The 20558-nt window shown below is 59.3% G+C and carries 25 protein-coding genes and 1 tRNA gene; 11 read left to right on the forward strand and 15 right to left on the reverse strand.

Annotated elements, in window-relative coordinates:
- Nucleotides 1-49: 49 nt before the first annotated feature.
- From GAL01_RS07430 to GAL01_RS07440, 3 genes are read right to left on the reverse strand one after another with little or no spacing between them, the layout of a single operon-like run.
- Entirely contained in the window at nt 50-1018 is a 969-nt protein-coding gene (locus GAL01_RS07430; protein ID WP_062030476.1) for an NAD-dependent epimerase/dehydratase family protein, read from the reverse strand.
- A gap of 7 nt (nt 1019-1025) precedes the next feature.
- Nucleotides 1026-1502 carry a DUF192 domain-containing protein gene (locus GAL01_RS07435; protein WP_062030478.1) on the reverse strand — a complete coding sequence of 159 codons (477 nt, stop codon included), beginning with the start codon at nt 1500-1502 and terminating at the stop codon, nt 1026-1028.
- Nucleotides 1503-1521: 19 nt separating this feature from the next.
- Nucleotides 1522-2172, reverse strand: a complete 651-nt coding sequence (locus tag GAL01_RS07440; protein WP_082790730.1) for an MBL fold metallo-hydrolase — start codon at nt 2170-2172, stop codon at nt 1522-1524.
- A 152-nt stretch (nt 2173-2324) separates the two neighbouring features.
- On the opposite strand from GAL01_RS07440, the gene GAL01_RS07445 reads away from it, so the two are divergent.
- Nucleotides 2325-2675 (forward strand): RidA family protein, encoded by a 351-nt coding sequence (locus tag GAL01_RS07445; RefSeq protein WP_062030482.1) that lies wholly within the window; start codon nt 2325-2327, stop codon nt 2673-2675.
- A 172-nt stretch (nt 2676-2847) separates the two neighbouring features.
- The gene (locus tag GAL01_RS07450) at nt 2848-3564 is read left to right on the forward strand and encodes a CHAP domain-containing protein (RefSeq protein WP_062030484.1); all 717 of its coding nucleotides are present in this window, start codon (nt 2848-2850) and stop codon (nt 3562-3564) included.
- Nucleotides 3565-3591: 27 nt separating this feature from the next.
- Here GAL01_RS07450 and GAL01_RS07455 read toward each other — a convergent pair whose 3' ends face one another.
- The 7 genes from GAL01_RS07455 to GAL01_RS07485 all read right to left on the reverse strand — a co-directional run bounded on the left by GAL01_RS07455 (nt 3592) and on the right by GAL01_RS07485 (nt 8471).
- Nucleotides 3592-4050, reverse strand: coding sequence for a 23S rRNA (pseudouridine(1915)-N(3))-methyltransferase RlmH (locus tag GAL01_RS07455; RefSeq protein ID WP_041111584.1), 459 nt, complete (start codon nt 4048-4050; stop codon nt 3592-3594).
- A complete protein-coding gene (gene rsfS / locus GAL01_RS07460; protein ID WP_062030608.1) occupies nt 4051-4503 on the reverse strand; it encodes a ribosome silencing factor in 453 nt (150 codons plus the stop codon).
- Nucleotides 4504-4601: 98 nt separating this feature from the next.
- Nucleotides 4602-5189 (reverse strand): nicotinate-nucleotide adenylyltransferase, encoded by a 588-nt coding sequence (locus tag GAL01_RS07465; RefSeq protein WP_062030486.1) that lies wholly within the window; start codon nt 5187-5189, stop codon nt 4602-4604.
- 32 nt (nt 5190-5221) lie between these two features.
- Nucleotides 5222-6490, reverse strand: coding sequence for a glutamate-5-semialdehyde dehydrogenase (locus GAL01_RS07470; protein WP_373317684.1), 1269 nt, complete (start codon nt 6488-6490; stop codon nt 5222-5224).
- Entirely contained in the window at nt 6483-7577 is a 1095-nt protein-coding gene (gene ychF / locus GAL01_RS07475) for a redox-regulated ATPase YchF (RefSeq protein WP_062030489.1), read from the reverse strand. Before ychF ends, GAL01_RS07470 begins: the two co-directional genes overlap by 8 nt.
- A gap of 124 nt (nt 7578-7701) precedes the next feature.
- Nucleotides 7702-7998 carry a transcriptional regulator gene (locus GAL01_RS07480; RefSeq protein ID WP_062030490.1) on the reverse strand — a complete coding sequence of 99 codons (297 nt, stop codon included), beginning with the start codon at nt 7996-7998 and terminating at the stop codon, nt 7702-7704.
- Nucleotides 7995-8471, reverse strand: a complete 477-nt coding sequence (locus GAL01_RS07485; protein ID WP_062030610.1) for a hypothetical protein — start codon at nt 8469-8471, stop codon at nt 7995-7997. The genes GAL01_RS07480 and GAL01_RS07485 overlap by 4 nt, the downstream gene beginning before the upstream one ends.
- 64 nt (nt 8472-8535) lie before the next feature.
- On the opposite strand from GAL01_RS07485, the gene GAL01_RS15965 reads away from it, so the two are divergent.
- The gene (locus tag GAL01_RS15965; protein ID WP_231865356.1) at nt 8536-9333 is read left to right on the forward strand and encodes a CPBP family intramembrane glutamic endopeptidase; all 798 of its coding nucleotides are present in this window, start codon (nt 8536-8538) and stop codon (nt 9331-9333) included.
- Here GAL01_RS15965 and pth read toward each other — a convergent pair.
- Nucleotides 9302-9871 carry an aminoacyl-tRNA hydrolase gene (pth, locus tag GAL01_RS07495; RefSeq protein ID WP_062030491.1) on the reverse strand — a complete coding sequence of 190 codons (570 nt, stop codon included), beginning with the start codon at nt 9869-9871 and terminating at the stop codon, nt 9302-9304. The genes GAL01_RS15965 and pth overlap by 32 nt on opposite strands.
- A 4-nt stretch (nt 9872-9875) precedes the next feature.
- Entirely contained in the window at nt 9876-10532 is a 657-nt protein-coding gene (locus tag GAL01_RS07500; protein ID WP_062030493.1) for a 50S ribosomal protein L25/general stress protein Ctc, read from the reverse strand.
- 197 nt (nt 10533-10729) lie between these two features.
- Here GAL01_RS07500 and GAL01_RS07505 point away from each other — a divergent pair, with 197 nt between their 5' ends.
- A complete protein-coding gene (locus GAL01_RS07505) occupies nt 10730-12061 on the forward strand; it encodes an MFS transporter (RefSeq protein WP_062030495.1) in 1332 nt (443 codons plus the stop codon).
- A gap of 95 nt (nt 12062-12156) precedes the next feature.
- Nucleotides 12157-13350 (forward strand): acyltransferase family protein, encoded by a 1194-nt coding sequence (locus GAL01_RS07510; protein ID WP_062030498.1) that lies wholly within the window; start codon nt 12157-12159, stop codon nt 13348-13350.
- Here the strand turns inward: GAL01_RS07510 and pgeF are convergent.
- From pgeF to rfaD, 3 genes are read right to left on the reverse strand one after another with little or no spacing between them, the layout of a single operon-like run.
- Nucleotides 13308-14087, reverse strand: a complete 780-nt coding sequence (pgeF, locus tag GAL01_RS07515; RefSeq protein ID WP_062030500.1) for a peptidoglycan editing factor PgeF — start codon at nt 14085-14087, stop codon at nt 13308-13310. The genes GAL01_RS07510 and pgeF overlap by 43 nt on opposite strands.
- On the reverse strand, nt 14080-14886 hold the full coding sequence (gene lgt / locus GAL01_RS07520) for a prolipoprotein diacylglyceryl transferase (RefSeq protein WP_062030614.1): 807 nt from the start codon (nt 14884-14886) through the stop codon (nt 14080-14082). Before lgt ends, pgeF begins: the two co-directional genes overlap by 8 nt.
- A gap of 26 nt (nt 14887-14912) precedes the next feature.
- Nucleotides 14913-15893, reverse strand: a complete 981-nt coding sequence (gene rfaD, locus GAL01_RS07525; RefSeq protein WP_062030502.1) for an ADP-glyceromanno-heptose 6-epimerase — start codon at nt 15891-15893, stop codon at nt 14913-14915.
- Nucleotides 15894-15974: 81 nt separating this feature from the next.
- Between rfaD and GAL01_RS07530 the strand changes: the two genes are divergently transcribed.
- The 6 genes from GAL01_RS07530 (at nt 15975) to GAL01_RS07555 (ending at nt 20423) form a co-directional block, all read left to right on the forward strand.
- Nucleotides 15975-16265 carry an accessory factor UbiK family protein gene (locus GAL01_RS07530; protein ID WP_062030504.1) on the forward strand — a complete coding sequence of 97 codons (291 nt, stop codon included), beginning with the start codon at nt 15975-15977 and terminating at the stop codon, nt 16263-16265.
- A gap of 178 nt (nt 16266-16443) precedes the next feature.
- Nucleotides 16444-16950, forward strand: coding sequence for a type III secretion system chaperone family protein (locus GAL01_RS07535; protein WP_062030506.1), 507 nt, complete (start codon nt 16444-16446; stop codon nt 16948-16950).
- 2 nt (nt 16951-16952) lie between these two features.
- Nucleotides 16953-17774 (forward strand): pyrroline-5-carboxylate reductase, encoded by an 822-nt coding sequence (gene proC / locus GAL01_RS07540; RefSeq protein WP_062030508.1) that lies wholly within the window; start codon nt 16953-16955, stop codon nt 17772-17774.
- Nucleotides 17775-17855: 81 nt separating this feature from the next.
- A complete protein-coding gene (locus GAL01_RS07545; RefSeq protein ID WP_062030510.1) occupies nt 17856-18545 on the forward strand; it encodes a hypothetical protein in 690 nt (229 codons plus the stop codon).
- Between the two features lie 71 nt (nt 18546-18616).
- Nucleotides 18617-18691 (forward strand) — tRNA-Gln (locus GAL01_RS07550).
- 97 nt (nt 18692-18788) lie between these two features.
- Nucleotides 18789-20423 carry a DUF6538 domain-containing protein gene (locus GAL01_RS07555; RefSeq protein WP_082790732.1) on the forward strand — a complete coding sequence of 545 codons (1635 nt, stop codon included), beginning with the start codon at nt 18789-18791 and terminating at the stop codon, nt 20421-20423.
- Nucleotides 20424-20558: the final 135 nt, after the last annotated feature.

Genomic DNA, 20558 nt, shown 5'->3' on the forward strand with positions numbered 1-20558 from the left:
GGGGGCTACCGAGAGGGGTCAACAGGAAAATTGCATTTTTGTGAAAAAATCAGATTCCGTGGAACTTTTTGAACCAAACGGCGAATTCCCTCATGCCATCCTCAAAGGAGACTTCAGGCTTCCACCCGCACAATTCTCTCACTTTTTCCAAAGAAGCCCATGTCGATTCCATATCCGCCACAGGACGGGGGTGCCGTTCAACAAGAGCCCTCTTCCCCAAATCCCGTTCAAGCAATGCGATCATGCGGGTAACTTTTTCAGGCCTGTCCCCCCCAAGATTAAGCAGGCGCGCCTTTCCTGCTTCTGGCGGCTTGGCAAAAACCTTCACCACACCTCTGACAATATCATCGATATAGGTGAAATCGCGTGAAAGATCCTTCCCTTCATAAAGGGTGACGGGCCGATCTTCTGAAATCGCTTTTGCAAACCCGTAATAAGCCATGTCAGGCCGTCCCCACGGACCATAGACCGTGAAAAACCTCAACCCGGTCTGCGGGATACCATACAGATATGAATAGGATTCCGACGTCAGTTCGGCGGCACGCTTGGTGACCGCATACAGAGAACTCGGCTGTTCGACCCGATCCGTTTCCCGAAAAGGGGTTTCCTGATTGCGCCCATAGACCGAGGACGAAGACGCATACACAACATGCGTCAGTTTTTTCAGACTTCGGCACGCTTCAAGAAGCGAAACCTGCCCCATCACATTGGAAGTCACATAAGAATAGGGATCCACCAGAGAATACCGGACACCAGCCTGAGCGGCGAGATGGATCACGCACTCCAGATCGGAATGTAGCCCGATGACATCCTGCATGGTCTGGGCATTGGCCACATCCACTTTCAGAAAGCTGAACTTGGGATGAGGCTCCAGCTGGCCTAACCGCGCCATTTTCAGGGAAGGATCATAATAGTCGTTGAGAACATCAATCCCAACGACCTCCATCCCCTGCTTCAGAAGGGCTGCGGCAACATGAAACCCGATAAATCCGGCAACTCCGGTAACCAGAATCTTCACAGGCCCATCAGTGCTTCAGGGCAGAACTGGTAACAACATCCCCCACACGGATCCCCAGCTTCTCCGTCACACCACCCGCGAGCTCGAGCGTATTAGCAACTACACCATCGCTCCGCAGGATAGCTTCGCTCAGGGGAACAGCATTTTCCGCGATGGCATGAATATGATTTGTGGAATCAATGAAAACAATGTCCAGAGGCACAAGCGTATTGCGCATCCACATGTCTGACACCTGCGGCGCTGGCCACATGAACAGCATGCCCTCGTTCTCAGGCAGATGCTTACGGAACATTTCTCCGACTTCCTGCTGGCGATACGTCTTGGCCAGTTCCACCGTGAACACATGCTTCTGCCCATCACGGGTCGTGATTGTCAGGCTGTCCGTTGGCAGACGCGCCTGCGCCTGCGTGATCGGATCTTCCGCTCTGGCAACGCCAGCACTCATTCCAAGAGCCGCCAGCAGCACAAAACTTAAAATTCGCATGAGGATATGACTTTCAGGTTCAGGAAATCAGGAACGGATTGGTGCGACGCTCTTCGCCGATGGTCGTCGGCATTCCATGTCCACACAGAACCACGGTATCATCTGGCAAATTCAGAAGATGGGTCCGGATGCCATCGATAAGGGAGCGTGAATCCCCATAGGCAAAATCCGTACGACCAACCGTTCCACGAAACAGCGTATCTCCTGCCAGCACCCGTCGGTTACCGTGATCCACGAAAACGACATGCCCCGGAGTATGACCCGGAACATGCGCCACATGCAGGTCCTGTCCCAGAAAATGCAGAACCTCACCGCCTTCAACGAAGCGATCAGGAACCACATTTTCCATGCCGGTGATCCCGAAAGCCGCAGCCTGTTTCGTAATACTCTGCAAAAGGAATTCGTCCCGCCGATCCGGCCCTATAACCGGAACACTCTGATCCTGCCGTTTTTCAAGAGCTTTTTTCAGGGGAGCGGCCCCACCGGCATGATCCAGATGACCATGCGTCAGGAGAATGGCCTCGACAGACAAGTCGCCCAGTTCCTGAAGGATATCATCAACATCCCCGCCTGGATCCACCACGACAGCGCGGCCCGCGTCGTTCGAGAGAATGGTGCAGTTCTGCCGCAAGGGCGTAACCGGCACCCGCTTCGCATACAAAGGAGTCATCACCCCTCCTCCCAGACGATCCGTTCTGATGTGGCGATACAGGCTCCGCCTCCGCACGACAAGTCAATCAGGGGATTGCCGCGCGCAGATCATTGACCCGTTTTCACAGGAAGGTCACTCTTGCCCTTTCCTCTCCAGACCAAGGTGTCATCATGAGCCGCATCATCCGCACGGAACCCAACGCCATCCTGTCCAAGGCTGTCGAATATCACGGATTCATCTTCACTCAGGGCGTTGTGGCCGCGGATCTTTCTCAGGGCATTGAAGAACAGACCCGCAGCGTGCTCGCCCAGCTCGACCAGATTCTTGAGGAACACGGCACCGACAACACGCGCATCCTTCAGGCCCAGATCTGGGTGAAGGATATCGCCGATCGCGCTGCGCTCAACACGATCTGGTCGGCCTGGCTTCCGGAAAACGCAGCACCCGCCCGTGCCTGTGTTCAGGCCGTGATGGCCGACCCGAAAATTCTTGTCGAGATCATGCTCACAACAACGAAGTAATCTGACCCGAACGATTGTGGCGAGAATGCAGCACGATGTGGTGTCAAAAAGATTTTCCATGGAAATGAAAATTTAACACACAGGTCTGCATTCTGCTCTTGTCAGGGTTGCAGGAAGGTTGTTACCTCCCTGTAACCCGAACAACACACAACCAATCAGGATCCTAAAGATCGTGAAGCATAAAAGTTGCCGGAAAACCTTTCTCTCCGCTCTGGCGCTCTCCGCTGTCGCGTTCTTTTCAGGACAGGCCCAGGCCCGTCACAGTTCGGGTCATCATGGACGGACTGTTTTCCACGCCCACCGTTCCATCAGTCACCACCATTCCTATGCTCACGTCATCCAGTGCGTCGCCTATGCCAAAACGGCCTCCGAGGTCGAACTGCACGGCAATGCGCGGGACTGGTGGTATAATGCTGCTGGCGTTTACGCGCGCGGGTCTGCACCGCAGGCCGGATCGGTTCTGAACTTCCGGGCTATCCGCCGCATGCCACTCGGCCATGTCGCTGTCGTGCGTTCGGTTGAAGACAGCCGCACGATCTATATTGACCAGTCACACTGGGCCTCGAACGGCATCGCACACAATGTCCGCGTCGTTGACGTTTCTCCCAACAACGACTGGAGCGCCGTTCGCGTCAGCCTCAATGACCGCAGCGGTCGACTGGGCAGCATCTACCCGACATACGGCTTCATCTATCCCCACTCCGACGAAGGTGACCGCAGCCCGGCCCCGCATGTTGTGCTGGCCCGTGCTTCGACCTCCTCGAGTTTTCGTCACAGTGCTGTCGTGAATGGCTCCGATGCCCTGAGCCATCCAATGCTCAGCACGGAAGTTGCCGAAGCGCCGGACGACGCCTTCACCTCGGACGCGCCAGACCGCTCGATTCGCTGATATAATCGGGGAAATATAACTCGGCGCTCAATCCGGCCGGGATTCCCGATGATAGGGATGGCCGGTATTGATGGCCTGGGCCCGGAAAACCTGTTCGGCGATCAGAACCCTGACCAGCATGTGCGGCCAGGTCAGTTTCCCAAGGGAAATCACGGAATCAGCGCGCTGGATCACGCTCGAATCCAGCCCTTCCGCACCACCGATCAGAAAATGAATGGGACGCCCCGACTCCTGCCAGCGGGACAGCATCTCCGCCAGACGCAGACTGTCAGGCGTCTTGCCGCCCTCATCCAGAGCCACGATCAGCGCATTGTCGGGACAGGCCCCCAGCAGAGCCGCAGCATCCTTGCGCTTCTGCTCCTGGACGCTGCCCTTTGACGGCGCGAGTTCCGTCACCGTCAGGGCGGGCCGGATCCGGCCCGCATAACGTTCGAACAGTTCGCGCTCCGGCCCGGCTTTGAGCCGGCCGATTGCGACCAGTTTCATTCAGTCCTGCTCTTCGCCCTGTCCGACCGCGACTTCGTTTTCGCTGCCATCCAGATCCGTGCCCCACATCCGCTCCAGACCATAAAGCTCGCGGCTTTCCGGCTTGAAGAGATGAACAACAACATCACCAGCGTCGATCAGGACCCAGTCGCTACCATTCGCGCCTTCGATCAGGATACGCTTGATGCCGATCTCATTGAGTTTCTTCTCGATGTGATGCGCCATCGCGGAGATCTGGCGGTCGGCGAGACCGGTCGCAATGACCATGCGGTCTGCGAAGTTCGCACGGCCTACAAGATCCAGCACAACGATGTCTTCACCCTTGTCTTCATCCAGACTCGTGGTGATGACCGCAAGCATGCTGGTCAGAACGTCCGGCTGCACGGCTTCGCGCTTGACGGCCGTTTTCTTCGGTCCGGCGACAGCAGCCTTCTTGCGAGCCGTTCCCGGCACCTTGGCAGCCTCGGCCAGTGCCGCATCGGGGGAGCTGGTTTTCCGGCGCACAGGCTTTTTGGCCTGCGATTCGGGAGAGGTCGTCTTGGTGATGGTTTTTACTCCTGATCGGACTCCGGACGAAACTGGCCGGACTCACGCAACGCTGTAGCCGATATATCGTTCTGCGGCGCAGAAAGGAACGTCCATGCGTTGCCTTTTCGCTCCGCAAGCACCGGAGATTCCCGCGAAGGCCGTCTCTTATGCCGTAAAACAGACGCCGCAGCCCCTCTGAGCGCGGGTGAAACGCTTCCCGGGCGCGGAGCAACGGCTATGGGAACCATCGCCGCCAGGCGCCGCCAGCGCTTCCATCGCGAGAGTTGCGCCAGGCCGTCCGCCCCCATCAGCCAGACAAACCGCACATGCGGAAAGCGCTGCTTCAGCAACGCCATGGTCCTGACAGTAAAGCGCTGCCCCAAACGGGATTCGATATCGGTCGCAACGATTCGCCGCCCATCTGCAATCCGCTCCGCAGAAGCAAGACGCACCCTGAACGGTGCCATCCCCTTGCCTGGCTTGAGCGGATTCCCCGGCGAGACCATGAGCCATACCTGATCCAGCCGCAGCGCCCGCAATGCCCGCCGTGCCACCATGAGATGACCGGCATGGGCGGGGTTAAAAGATCCTCCCAGCAGGCCGATCCGCATGTTCCGGCCGTCGCCAGACGTCGGAATACTGCTCAGCCCCGCACCTGTCCGGTGCCGATCACCTCGTAGCGATAGCATGTCAGCTGTTCGAGCCCCACCGGGCCGCGTGCATGCATGCGGCCAGTCGCAATCCCGATTTCCGCTCCGAATCCGAATTCTCCACCGTCACAAAACTGCGTGGACGCATTCCACATCACAACCGCACTGTCCGTTCCATTAAGAAACCCAGCCGCGGCCTCCGCATCCTCCGCAATAATGGCCTCGGTATGCGAGCTTCCATGCCGGGCGATGTGATCCAGAGCGTCCTCAACCCCATCCACCACCGCAACCGACAGCACCGAATCCAGCCATTCCGTCCTGAAATCTTCAGTTCGGGCCGCTTCAAGTGTCGGCACAATCGCGCGGGCCCGGTCATCAGCCCGGAACGCGCATCCTTTCGCCCCCAGATCCTGAACCAAGAGCGACAGGAGTGTCGGCGCAATCGCAGCGTCAATCAGCAACGTTTCCGTTGCCCCACAGACGCCCGTCCGGCGCATTTTCGCGTCCAACAGCACCTTCCGCGCCATGGCCGGATCAGCGCTTGCATGAACATAGGTGTGATTCAGGCCATCCGCATGGGCAAGAACCGGAACGCGGGCTTCGCGCTGCACCCGCTCCACAAGGGATTTGCCACCACGCGGAATAATCAGATCAATCTGCCCCGAAGCCTGCAACATGGCTCCCACCAGAGCACGATCGGCAGATGGCAGAATCTGCACACAGGCTTCATCCAACCCGGCGGCCCGTAATCCATCTTCCATCGCAACCTGAATCGCGCGCGCCGAATGCAGGCTCTCCCCGCCCCCGCGTAAAATCACAGCATTGCCTGACTTGATGCACAGCGCCGCCGCATCCGCGCCAACATTCGGACGGCTTTCGTAGATCATGCCGATCACGCCAAGTGGTGTCGCAACCCGGCGGAAGTGCAAACCATTCGGCCGATCCCACTCTGCCAGAATACGTCCCACCGGGTCCGGCAGACGCGCAACATCCTCCAGACCCCGCGCCATGGCCTCGATCCGCTCCGGCGTCAGCGTCAGACGATCACGGAAAGCTGCATTCCGGTCTTCGGAAAGGGCAGCCAGATCCTTCCGGTTGGCCGCAACAATCCCGGCAGACCGCTCCCGCAAAGCTTTTGTAGCCTCAAAAAGCGCAAGATTACGGGTTTCCTCGCTGGCGCGCGCCAGATTCCGGCTGGCACGGCGGGCCTTTTCCGCCAGACCGCCCAGAATCCGGACGGCGTCTTCCCCCGTCTCAGACATTGAAACGGAACAGCAGGACGTCTCCATCCTGCACCACATATTCCTTGCCTTCGATCCGCAGCTTGCCGACTTCCTTGGCCCCGGCCTCGCCATTGCAGGCCACGTAATCGTCGAACGCCACGGTTTCGCAGGCGATGAAGCCACGCTCGAAGTCGTTGTGAATGACAGCAGCGGCCTGAGGTGCCTTCGTCCCGGCCGTAATCGTCCAGGCGCGGGATTCCTTCGGTCCAACCGTGAAATACGTCCGCAGACCCAGAAGTTTGTAACCAGCCGCAATCACACGATCCAGTCCGCTGTCCGTCAGGCCCAGACCGTCCAGAAATTCCGTACGGTCTTCATGCGGCAACTGACTGACTTCCGCTTCAATGGCGGCCGACACCACGACAACGCCCGCACCCTCGGCTTCGGCCCGCTTGCGCACGGCTTCCGAAAACGCGTTGCCGGTGGACGCCGAGGCTTCCTCGACATTGCAGACATACAGAACAGGCTTCGTCGTCAGAAGCTGAAGACGGGACGCCTCAACCTCCTGTCCCTTCGGAACAGCCGTCCGCGCCGGCTTGCCATCCCGCAGAGCCACAAGCAGCGGCTCCAGGAGTTCAAGCTGTGCCTGTGCCTCACGATCGTTGCCGCGGGCGCGTTTCTGAAGCCCGATCTGGCGCTTCTCAAGGCTCTCCAGATCCGCCAGCATCAGTTCAGTTTCAATGATGTCCGCATCCCGAACCGGATCAACGCCACCTTCAACATGCGTGATGTCGTCGTCTTCAAAGCAGCGCAGAACATGCACAATGGCATCGACTTCACGGATATTGGCAAGGAACTGGTTCCCAAGCCCTTCGCCCTTGGACGCGCCGCGAACCAGACCGGCAATATCCACGAACTCAAGGCTTGTGGGAACCTTGCGGATGGACTTGCCGATCCGCGCCAGTTCATCCAGCCGCGCATCCGGCACGGCCACACGCCCCGTATTCGGCTCGATGGTGCAGAACGGGTAATTTGCAGCCTGTGCAGCCGCCGTTTCCGTCAGGGCATTGAACAGCGTGGACTTGCCAACATTGGGCAGACCAACGATGCCGCAATTGAAACCCATTCGTGCTCTCCATCATCATTAAAAGACCGCTCGGACGCGAACGACCCGTTCCAGAAAATTCCGTTGCCCTGTTGTTCGCAGAAACCGGAGAGGCTCACAACCTCCCACCCTCGCGAAACAGGCTTCAGCCCACGATTCCCGCCAGATCCTGCAAGGCCCGCACATGCGCCTTCAAAGCCGCACGCCCCTGTGCAGTCAGAACCAGCCAGGTTCGCTGCCGCCCCCCCAGAGGCGCCTTGCGCAACCGCACATAACCCGCTTCCTGCATCTGCGCGAGATGTTTGGACAGGACCGAGTCACTCACGCCCAGAAGGTCCCGCGCCCGGCCAAATTCCATGTCGTTCACCTCCGACAGGGCCGCAGCAAGCTGCAAGCGAACCGGAGGATGAATAACAGGATCGAATTGGGGAACAACCGTCACAACCGCGCCGTCATACCAGCCTGCCAGGCTCTCCGCCAGAGCAGTGCAACCCCATAGCCGATCGCAAAACTGCCCAGCGTCGCAATCCACGGCAGCCACGCTAGATGGAGTACCCTCGCCCCCGCTCCAGACAGCGCCATCATCGCATAAACCCCCAGAATCATACCGATTGCGATCTTCCGGGTGCGCCCCCGACGGTATCCATTGACGAAATATCCCATCTGCCGCCGCGCGAGCGCGTAGAAAATGCCCATCAATGCGACGCACAGTCCTTCCAGCAGAAAAATGAAGGACGGGTCCAGACTCATCGCAAAGGTCAGAAGCGCCAGCAGACCGCCCATGACCGGCGCATTCCACCACGGACAGACCAGCTCCTTCGGAAGCCTGTTCCTGAAGGCGTCCAGGGCTTCCAGCTGCGCACGCGCATCGTCCCGACTCCTCACATCCGTCGTTTCGAATCCATCCTGCTGCATAGCCTTGACTTTCCAATATGGAAAATGATGATCTGATTTTCCAATATGGAAAGAGAACAGGCCCATGACAATCCTGCACGACATCCCGACAGCAAGAATTCTGGCAATCCTCTGGCTCGCATTCCTGCTGGCCGCCTGCGTGCACCACAGCCGCAGGGGAATGCAGGACTGGAAAATCTTCCGCACTGCCCCCCATACTCAGGAAAGACGCCGCTTCTATCTGAAATGGCTGTTGCAGAGCGTCCTGTTTTTCGATCTTGGGGGTCTCGTGACGCTCTGGATTCTGCCTGAATCCGTGAAGCCCACATCCCTTATCCAGCTACGCCTGTCCGCACCGGCGACACCGGTCAGCACGACGCCTCCTGAAATATCACCCGCGTTTTTCGCAGGATTCACCTGCGGGCTTCTGATCCTCGCGGGCATGTTCATTCTGCTCCGCAAGCTGAAGCGGCCCGCACTCCTCAACCCACTTGGTGATTTTTCTGCCCTGATCCCACGCACCCTGCCCGAAGCCGGGCTGGCCTTTCTGCTCTGCCTGAATGCGGGTCTGGGAGAAGAGCTTTTCTTCCGTCTGGCACTTCCCCTGCTCGCAGGCCAGCTCACCGGGAGCCTGATCGCAGGCGCAGCGCTCTCAACACTGCTGTTCGGGGGAATGCACTGGTATCAGGGGCGCAAAGGCGTGCTGATCACAACGGTCATCGGCCTGATCTTCATGCTCCGCGCCCTCCACGGACCCCCCCTGATCTGGCTGATGGGATTTCACGCCCTGATGGATGTCATGGCCCTGTTTGTCAGACCTGCCCTGACCGGCCATTTCAGCCGGAACACCGTTACGCCGCCAGCAGGGCAACCTTTGTCATGAAGGCTTCGTGCTCTTTCTTCGCAAGAAGGGGCGCTGCGTCCGCCATGGCCTCAAGCCAGCGCTCGAGTTCCGGCTCTTCCGCCTTGGCGAAATTCCCCAGCACATGACCCGTCACACGATCCTTGTGCCCCGGATGACCGATTCCCATCCGCACGCGCCAGTAATCCGGCCCCGACAGACACTTGTCCATCGAGCGCAGACCATTATGCCCGGCGGCGCCACCACCACGCTTGATGCGCAGCTTGCCGAAAGCAAGATCGAGTTCATCGTGAAATGCGGTGATATCGTCCGACGCAATCTTGAAGAACTGCGCGGCCTGCTGAACACTGTCACCCGACAGGTTCATATACGTCATCGGCTTGAGGAGCAGAATCTTCTGCCCCCCGATGACGCCTTCGGAAGTCTCCCCCCGGAAGCGCTTGCGCCACGGTGAAAAACCGTGGCGCCTGGCGATCTCGTCGACCGCCATAAAGCCGATATTGTGTCGATGACGGCTCATCCCCGGCTCGGGATTGCCGAGACCGGTCCAGAGCCTCATGACATTACTTCTTCTTTGCGCCCGGCTTCGTAGCAGCGGCAGCTTCAGCAGCGGCCTTGGCAGCAGCTTCGGCTTCCATTTCGGCGTCAATGGTCGGTGCCGCGATGGAGGCGATGACCATGTCCGCAGCCTGACCACTGGCCAGAACAGCGCCTTCGGTGCCCTTGAGGTCCGTCCAGCGCACGTTTTCGTGGATGTCGAGGCCGCTCAGATCTGCCGTGAAGTGCTCCGGAATGTTGGCCGGATCAGCCTGCACGTCGATGTAATGACGCACAACGTTCAGAACGCCGCCACGCTTGATGCCCGGGGACTTCTCTTCGCCAACGAAAGCGATGGAGACTTCCACGTGGATCTTCGTGCCAGCCGTAACGCGCTGGAAGTCCACATGGATCGGGGCATCGGAAACCGGGTGCAGCTGCACGTCGCGGATCAGGGCCGCAACCGGCTCTGCGCCTTCGACAGCAAGGTTGTACACGCGCGAGGACCAACCACCGCGATGCAGTTCCTTCATGATCACACGCGGATCAAGTGCGATGATGGAGGGCTCTTCCTTGCCACCGTAGATCACGGCCGGCACCAGGCCCTCACGTCTCGTTGCGCGCGCTGCCCCCTTACCAGCCTTCGCACGCGTCGAGACAGCAAGTGTCGTCAAATTAGCCACTGTTACGCTCCTGCGTATTGAATTTCGTCAACACAGACCTCCAGGGGTGCCTGTGCGAGGCGCGGAGTAGCGGAAAACCGCCACCGATACAACCATTTTCGGACTCAACGGCCCTGCTGCACCCCTCTGGACCATCCCGTCCCGCGACCGCTACGATTGCGTTCCGTTTCCACAGTTCCCGGCAGATATCCCCTCCGATGAGCATCGCCGCCCGCATCGAATGCCTGCCCTTTACCCGCTTTCACTGGAAACTGCTGTTCCTCGGCGGCCTCGGCTATACCTTCGACGGCCTCGATTCCGCCATTGTCGCCTTTGCGCTGCCCATGCTGAAAAACCAGTGGCATCTGAGCGGCCCGGCGCTGGGCCTGCTCGGAAGCGCCACCTATCTGGGCTACGGGCTGGGCGCCCTGCTATCCGGCTGGTGGGGAGACCGGTCGGGCCGCCGCCGCGTCATGATGAGCGCGCTGGCCATTTACGCCATCGGCTCGCTCCTGTCCGCCGGATCGTCCTCCTTCATCGCCTTCTTCCTGTGCCGCCTGCTATCCGGGATCGGGGCCGGTGCGGAAGCCACGATCATCGCACCCTATCTCAGCGAATTCGTCGCCGCGCGCTATCGGGGCGCCTTCACCGCGGCCCTGACCGGATTTTATTCCTTCGGCTACGTCACGGCGGCGATTCTGGGATTCATGCTTGTCCCCGCCATGGAGGATGGCTGGCGCTGGGCTCTGGCCCTGACAGGCTTTCCAGTCCTCATGCTGCTGTGGTGGCGCCGCGCTCTGCCCGAATCCCCCCGCTGGCTCGACGAACGGGGCCACACGGCAGAGGCCTGCCGGATCGTCGGCGATATTGAAGAAAGCGCAGGCCTCGCGGTCGGCCTGACCACCGCGACCGACCGTGGCGCTCCTTCCCTGCGCCCGGTCCGGGATCTGTTTGCCCCGAACCTGCGGCGCTCCACCTTCATGAGCTGGGCTATGTGGCTCGCCATCACTTTCAGCTTCTACGCCTTCTTCACCTGGATCCCGACCCTGATGATCGAACGGGGCATGACCATCACCCGAAGCTTCGGCTACGCCATCTCGATCTATTTCGCCCAGCTCCCTGGCTATGCCTGCGCCGCCCTGCTCACTGACCGCCTTGGACGACGCGGAACCGTGGCCCTGTTCATGCTCGCCGGAGCACTCAGCGCCATCGGCATGGCCGCCAGCCGGACTCCCATGGAGGTCCTGATCTTCGGCATCCTGCTGTCCTTTTTCATGAACGGCACTTTCGGCGGCATCTACGCCTACACCCCCGAACTCTTCCCGACCGCCCTGCGCGCCCGGGGCATGGGCCTCGCTTCCGCCATCGCACGCCTCGGCGCCATCGCCTCCCCCGTCCTGATCGGCTGGCTTTACCCGCTCGCCGGCTTTCCCGGCGTCTTCGGCTTGACCACCCTGATCCTCCTGTCCGGCGCCACCGTCACACTCCTCTTCGGCCCCAGAACGGAAAAACGTCCCCTCGACGAAAACCAGACGTTCGCACAGACCTGATTTTTGCCTCAGCCCGCCTCATGCCGCATTCCAAACGGAATCATGCCTGATTTTCATTACAGAAGTGTTCTGCCTTTGCAGAATGGGATCTCAGGGTGCAGACAGTTACGATAGGCTCACAACGCAATCCGGGGATCGACCTGCTCAGGGGCATTTCCATTATCCTCGTCGTCATCCATCACCTCGCTTTGCGCATCCCCCTGGTGCACACCGGCCTTTCCACAGTCTTCCCCGACTTTCTGCTGAAAGCCCTGACCTGGGACGGCGCCAAAGGCGTAAAGATCTTCTTCGTCATTTCAGGCTTTCTGATTACCGATCACACAATCCGCCGCTGGGGCAGTCCAGGTAAAATCAACGTCTTCGCTTTCTCCGGACGCCGCGCCTGCCGGATCCTGCCATGCCTGCTGGTTCTGTTGGGAATTCTCGCGGTTCTCAAAATCGCGGGGGCGCCTGACTTCCGCTTCCATCACGACAGCCAGACGCTGCCCGGCGCCATTTTTGCAGCCCTGTTCATGCATCTGAACCTCTATGAAGCCCGGACGAACTACCTACCGGCCAACTGGGACGTATTGTGGTCGCTGTCGGTCGAGGAACTGTTCTATCTCGCCTTCCCGATCCTCTGCCTCCTGAGTGGGCGCATTCCAAAACTGATCGGCCCCGGACTGCTTGTCTGCATTTTCGCGCTGCTCGCCCTCTCCCTCCCGTTTGCTGAATGGCAACTCCGGGACGCCTCGGAAATCTGGCAGGACGAAGCCTATGGACCGGGTATTTCCGCAATCGCCATGGGCGTCTGCACAGCCCTGCTCGCACACCGGATGCCTCCTGCCATGTTTGCGCGCCTCACGCCTTGGCTGGGCTGGGCCGGAACCTTCGGTGTCGGGCTCTATTTGCTGGACAGCCATATCCTCTGGCAGACCCTGAACTACGGCGCTCCACTGTTCTTTACATTATCCTGCGCGGTCCTGCTGCTCGCCTTCTACAACGGCTGGGGCAAGGCGACCGCAAACCGGTTTCTGGCATGGCCGCGTCAGTGGGGACGACTAAGCTATGAAATCTATCTCAGCCACATGTTCGTCGTCATGCCGATGGTCCACCTGTTCAGAGCCACCGGAGAGAACTGGACGTTCGGCTGGGTCTGGTTCCTCCCGACCCTCGGCCTGTCCTTCTGCCTCGGCGTCCTCGTGGACCGTTTTCTCTCACGCCCCGCCGATCGCTGGCTGCTGGAGAAATCCGGCCTTCGCCGCCCTCAGCCCAGTGGAGAGGCCAGCGGGCGGATCGCCGAAATCTGATGCCCGATATGCCCACCGCCTGCGAGTGTGCGGCGGCGATGGCTGAAGAAACGCGGATCTGTCAGCGTATCGACGCCCAGAATCTGTACGGTCCGGACTCCGGCCTGTTCCAAGCGAAACCCGCAATAGCCCGGCAGATCAAACAGGAAATGCCCGGCGCGGGGCGCTGAACGGAAAAAGATTTCCCCCTCCGCCCCATAAGCCAGAACAGCATCGCGCATATCCGGCCCGACTTCATAGCTCGCCGGTGCAATGCAAGGCCCGACAACAGCCCGAATTCCCACAGCCCCCAGCGCAACCATCTGCGCTACCACGGATTCGAGAATCCCGCCCGCAGCGCCACGCCAGCCCGCATGGGCCACACCCACGATCCGTCCATCCTCAGAAGACAGCAGCACCGGCCCGCAATCCGCCGTAATGACGCTCACGCCGATCTCCGGACGGTCCGTCACCAGCGCATCCCCGACCTCCCCGGCCCCCGCGACCCAGAGGGACGTTTCGGCCGTCACAGGCACAGTGATGTCACTATGCGTCTGCTTCAGCCCCAGCAGATGATCCGGCTCCACCCCGATCGCCTGTGCCACCCGGGCCCTGTTCTCCGTCACATTCGCCAGGTCGTCCTGCGAGGACAGCGAACAGTTCAGGCTGTCATACGGCGCCAGCGAGACGCCCCCGAGCCGCGTGAAGAACCCGTGCGGCACCCTGAGAACCGATCCCGTCAGCACAGCCTCAGACATGTGCCGACACCTGCGCCAGGCGCCGCATCGCATAAACCATGAGCCCCATCCCCGCGAGCGCCATCGGAATGCACAGCAACTGCCCCATCGTCGTGCCACCGGACAGGAACCCGATATTCGCATCCGGCTGCCGGAAAAACTCGCAGAAACTCCGTGCACAGGCATAGCCGAACAGGAACAGCCCCGACAGGAACCCGAACCGCTCACGCGCCGCCGGACGGCTGGCTGCAAACAGCATGACGCACAGCAGCAGCACACCCTCGGTCAGGGCTTCATATAATTCGGAAGGATGACGCGGAATCGGCCCACCCGTCGGGAAAATCATCGCCCAGGGCAGATCCGGAGACGCCGGACGCCCCCACAGCTCCCCGTTCACGAAATTCGCACAGCGCCCAAGCCCCAGCCCGATCGGCACCACCGGCACGATCCGGTCCGCAAAGGCCAAAAAGCTCAGACGGTTCTTCCAGCTGAAATAGGCCAGCGCCAGAATGACGCCCAGCGCCCCACCATGAAACGACATCCCACCGTCCCACGTCTTGAAGATCTCCAGCGGGTGCGAAAGATAATCCATCGGCCGGTAGAACAGGACGTAACCCAGCCTCCCCCCCAGCAACACACCAAGAATGGCGTAAAACAGGAAGTCGTCGACCTGCTCTTTCGTCGCCACTTCCGGCGCCAGACGGTTCAGCCGCTTCGCAATCGGCAGCGCAATGATGAACGACACCATATAGGCGAGCGCATACCAGCGCACCGCAAGAGGGCCGACATGAAAGGCAACCGGATCAAAATCAGGAAAGATCAGGGGATGGCTCACGGAATCGGCTCTCAGAGATTGGGGTGGGAACGGGAAAGATAGTCGCGCACATACTGCCCGATTCCATCTTCAAGAGACGTAAACGGCGCATCATAGCCCGCAGCGCGCAGGCGGCTCATATCCGCACAGGTAAAGGACTGGTACTGCCCGCGCAGCTTCTCGGGCATGTCCACGAATTCGACATCCCTCGCCCGCTTCGCAGCGTCACAGACCGCATGTGCCAGATCGAGATAACTCCGCGCCACACCGGTCCCGCAGTTGAACAGCCCGCTGGCCTGAGGATGATCGAACAGCCACAGCATGACGCTGACAACGTCCCCGACCCAGATGAAGTCCCGCTGCTGCTGCCCGTCGGCCAGTCCCGGCACGTCCGAGCGGAACAGCTTTGCAGCACGATCCTGCACGACCTCGTCATATTTGACCTTCACGACCGAGATCATTGACCCCTTGTGGTATTCGTTCGGCCCATAAACGTTGAAGAACTTGAGCCCGGCCCATTGCGGCGGCACAGCCGCTCCGCTTTCGATTTCCCGCTTCACCCACAGATCGAAAGCCTGCTTGGACCAGCCATACAGGTTCAGCGGCCTCAGGCCATCAATGCCATCCAGCCCGTCACGGAACATCTCCGGCCGATCCGCCGCCCCGTAGGTCGCGGCAGAGGACGCATAAATCATCCGCACACCCCGCGCCGCGCACCACCGCCACAGTTTCTGCGACAGGGCCACGTTGCTCGACCAGACAAGATCTCCGTCCCGCGCCGTGGTGGCGCTGATCGCCCCCATGTGAAACACGGCTTCCACATCAGGTTCGGTCGCAAGGAAACCTTCCAGCTCAGCAGGCGTGATGATGCGATCCGGCGCATGGGACGCCAGATTGCGCCACTTCACCCCGTCCCTGAGCCGGTCAACCACAACCGTCCGCAAGCCCCGGCGACGCAGGGCGGCATGAAGACACGAACCAATGAATCCGGCCCCGCCGGTGACGATAATCATCCTTCCTGTATAGTCTGCCCCCGATAACGATCCAAGCGACGCGCCCGACACGACACGCCGCAGAACAGCAGGACCCTCACCATGGCTGACAGACCCCGCTTTTTCGACGACCTCGCTGGCCTTGCCGGTAACGCATTTTCCGCCGTGACCGGCGCCCGCGAAGAGCTTCATGCCATCGTCCGCACCCGCGTGGACGAAATCCTCAACAGCCTCGACCTCGTGCGACGTGACGAATTCGACGCGGTACAGGAAATGGCAACCCGTGCGCGCATGGCACAGGACGCAACAGAACAGCGTCTGGCCGAAATCGAATCGCGTCTGGCTTCTGTCGAGGAGCTTGCAACCGAAGAAAAAGGCGGCCCACAGGGCTGATCTGCAACAGTCCCCGAAACCAGTGTGACTTTTGCAACGCGTAATGCTTGCACCCGAGGCCAAGGCTCCATAACGTAACTGATGTCGGGAGCGGGTTTTCCGCTTCCGGCCGCAGACATCTGGAGCGCCGCACCGGCGCCAGGCCGGTGCCAGGCTCCACGGCCTTGGGAGACCCGCCATGCCTGCCCTGAGCACCTCACTCACCAATGAAACAGAATCCCATCCGCTCGACCTGATGGAACAGGTCATGGGCCTCTATGAATGGGAGTTCGAACGCCTCGGCCCGTCCGAAATGGCCGCCCAGGCCCCCGGACAGTGGTGCGACTATTCCCTGTACTTCACATGGTCCGACGAACTGTCGGCCCTGCATCTGAACTGCATCATGGACCTGCGCTCCCCCGCAAAGCGCCGGCCGGCCGTCCACGAACTCGTTTCCCTCGCCAATAACCGCCTCTGGATCGGCCATTTCGCCGTCGATCCCGACACAGGCACGCCCTCCTACCGACATACGCTCCTGCTGCGCGGCGTGCAGACGCTGCCAGGCGAAAGCATGGAAGACCTCGTGGAAATCGCGATGTCAGAATGCGAGCGTTTTTATCCCGCCTTCCAGTTCGCGCTCTGGGGCGGAAAATCACCGCAGGAGGCCATAGACGCCGCCATGCTCGACTGTGTGGGAGACGCCTGACAGTGCCATCCGTCCCTTCAATCCTTCTTGCAGGGTGCGGCAAGCTGGGAGGCGCGCTCCTCGACGGGTGGCTCGCCTCCCCCACTCCGCCACGCCTCGTCGTCCTTGACCGACACCGAACCAGTCCGGACGATACGATCACCGTCGTCCGGACAGCCGCCGAAATCCCTGCCGATTTCCAACCCGACATCATCGTCCTCGCCGTTAAACCTGGCGCTGCCGAAATCGTGATCGACGCGCTTGGAAAAGCGCTGGGGCCGCGCCTGAACGGTGCCGCCCTTCTCTCAGTCATGGCGGGCCGTACCTGCGAGGCTCTTTCGGAAGCAGCCCGGCTTGCGGGCGCGGAAATTCCGGTCCTGCGCGCCATGCCCAACACCCCCTCCTCGGTCGGTGCCGGGATCAGCGGTCTCTACGCTTCGGCCGCAGCCACCCCGGAGCAGACCTCCATCTGTCACGATCTGCTTTTCGCGGTTGGCGACGTCGTACCGGTCGAAAACGAAAACGATCTGTCGGTCGTCACGGCCATTTCCGGCTCCGGCCCGGCCTATGTGTTCCTTCTGGCCGAACTGCTGGAAAAAGCTGGGCAACAGCATGGTCTGGCGCCGAATGTCGCCCGCCGTCTGGCCCGTGGAACAATCTATGGCGCAGGACGCATGCTCGACGATCTGCCCGAAAGCGCAGAAGACCTCCGCAAGGCCGTCACCAGCCCCAACGGCACCACTGCCGCGGCTCTGGCCATCCTCATGAAACCCGATGCGTGGCCCGAAACGGTTCCAAAAGCTATTGACGCTGCTACAAAACGGGCCGACGAACTCGCTGGCTGACGGTTTCTTTATGGGAGAGAGCTTGTCGGCGGACCGCAATGCTCCCACCAATAGACCAGAAGCTTTCGACAGGAGACCCGTATGGACGGACGGCAGGACCCCTTTGAATCCGACGACATGGCACTGAGTGGTCCGCCGGACATGGCGCAGGAAGCCTTCGACGCCGCCCTCCTCCAGTCTGCCCTGTCGCTCGCCGCAAGCGAGGGATGGCACCGCTTTTCGCTCGTGGATGCCGCCCGGGACGCCGACCTGCCGGTCGAGACAGTCCGCAAACGCTATCCCGTCAAAGCTCTCCTCCTGCTCCAGCTCGGGCGTCTGGCCGACGCCAGCGCCCTGCGTGACGATGGTAATGGCGGCACGCTGCGCGAATATCTCTTCGACCTGATCATGCGCCGCTTCGATATTTTTCAGGAATATCGCGAAGGGGTGCGGGCAGTCTTGCAGGCTGTTCCCTACGATCCCGCTCTGGCCGCCTTTCTAGCTGGCACAACCCTTGATTCCATGAAATGGCTGGCAGAAACAGCCGGAATCGACTGTACGGGTTTCGGCGGCGTATGGCGCATCAATGCCCTTGCAGCCGTCTGGGCACATGCCATGCGGGCTTGGGAAAAAGACGAAAGCCCGGACCTAGCGGCGACCATGGCTGCCCTCGATGGCGCACTGGACCGTGCCGAGCGATACGGGATTCTCAAGCCCTCAGCCCGGCGCAAAATGGACGAGGCCCTGAACAATACCGGCCTGCCAGACCACGATCTCGAACTGGAGTCCTGACTTCGGACTTTACGAAGACAACCGGTTCGGACTAGAAGTCCGAAAGCATGCGCTCCAGAGAGCGCATCGATTGGGGTGTAGCCAAGCGGTAAGGCAGCGGATTTTGATTCCGCCACGCGGAGGTTCGAATCCTCCCGCCCCAGCCAAACTCCGATATAAATCATTGATATCAAACAGATTTTATTCGGGTAAAAAATTGAGTTTTGGGACTTTTCTCCATTTTCGTCCCCAAAACTGGCTCCAATGCTCAAACGAAAAAATGGCTGTTACCACTTCCGCAGAGTAGTCCCTTCACATATTCGTGATGCTTTGGGTCAGACTGAAATCTGGCTCTCTCTAGGCACGCACAGGAAGAGAGACGCCACGTCCCGTGCGGGCATGATATATGGACAGGTCGAGAACCTGTTCTGTTTCCTGTCGGGTGGTGGTGCCTTGCCTGAAAAGTTTGACCTTAAGAATTATCTTCTGGAGATGGTGAAGCGCCACCCGTCTGATTTCAAAGAGGATTGGCTGGCAGGAGCCAGTGCTGGAATTGACGTAAAGAAAAAATATCTCTCAGGAGCCTCTGACAGATTCCTTCAGCAGTTCGTGCAGGACGTGGATGGCCGAAACGCTCACCTTCTGAACGAAATCCAGCGTCTGGGTGCAGAACTGGAAGCTGCCAAAGCAGCAGGCAATCATGAGCGGGAAGGTCAACTGTTAGCCCTGCTGGGTCAGGCCATCTCCAAGATACCCGATATGAGCCAGCAGGCTCCCGCTGCTCCTGTCATGCACCACCAGATTCCGCCAAAAATCTCCTCAGTACCCTTCAGAGACATCGCCAACAGGTATCTGGAAATTAAGAGGGCAAGCGTCTCCATAGAGACCTATAACCACTTTGTAGCCGCATGCAGTCTGTTTGGCAGATTCACTGACACCACCCGTGAGCTGCATACTTTTACCCGTAAAGACTCATCAGCTTTCATCAACGTCTTGAGACAGATGCCCAAATACTGGGGGAAATCTCCCAAAGAAGAAACGATGACTCTGGGAGAAATTGTCGCATACCACCGGACGCGAAATCCTGGATACGTGACTTTATCAACAGACACGATGAGCCGACACATCAACAAGATGGCCGAAATCTGGAGTTATGCCATCTCGATTGGAGAACTGGACGACAAGAAGGAATACGATATCTGGTCGAAGCATATGGTAACGGCCATTAACGAACAGACCGTGGACAGAAGGCCGTTCAAGGAAACAGAGTTGGCGGCTCTCATGGAAACCCTGTGGAAGCCACGGATTAATATCAACACAGTCAGACAGATTATATCCGTTGCGACCTATACAGGCATGAGGCTGGAAGAAATTTGCAGACTTCGCCCATGCGATATTCATGAAGTTGAGGGTGTTCTCTGTTTCGATATCCGGATTCATCGAGATGCGGATGGGAAGGAAATCTGGAACCCAAAATCAGAGGCCGGTGAACGTCTCATTCCCGTTCATTCTTATATCAAGAACTCTACCGGATTGATTGAACGCGCCAAAAACTGCGAGAAATCCAAAAGAGACCGGATATTTTTCGACCTTCCTTATGCTGCCTCCACTAATAAATATGGAGCGGCTTTCTCTCAAAGGTTTAGCAAGTTCAAGAAAGATGCGGGTCTGCCTCGTGAGACAACATTTCACAGTTTCCGACATCTGTTCCGAACCATGCTTGGTCACCGAAGCGATGGACTGAACTACCCGGTAGAGTGGATTGACCAGATTCTGGGCCATGAAACAGCCGGAATGGGAAGCCATTACAATGCAGGGACAACACCATCGAACCTGATGAAAGTCGTTCGAACAGTGAAGTTCGAAAGCTGGGACCCCATGGAAATAAAAAACCGATAACGCTGCACTGAAACAAAACTGCATTTCTGTCTGCTATACTTCCCTCTCAGGACTGGAAAACATCCCGGAGACCAGTTTGGAGAAGGAAGTACGACATGTATCTACGACAGAACCATTATAGACCATTCTGCCTCT

Source organism: Gluconobacter albidus, from assembly GCF_002723915.1.
In the GTDB taxonomy this organism is placed as follows: domain Bacteria; phylum Pseudomonadota; class Alphaproteobacteria; order Acetobacterales; family Acetobacteraceae; genus Gluconobacter; species Gluconobacter albidus.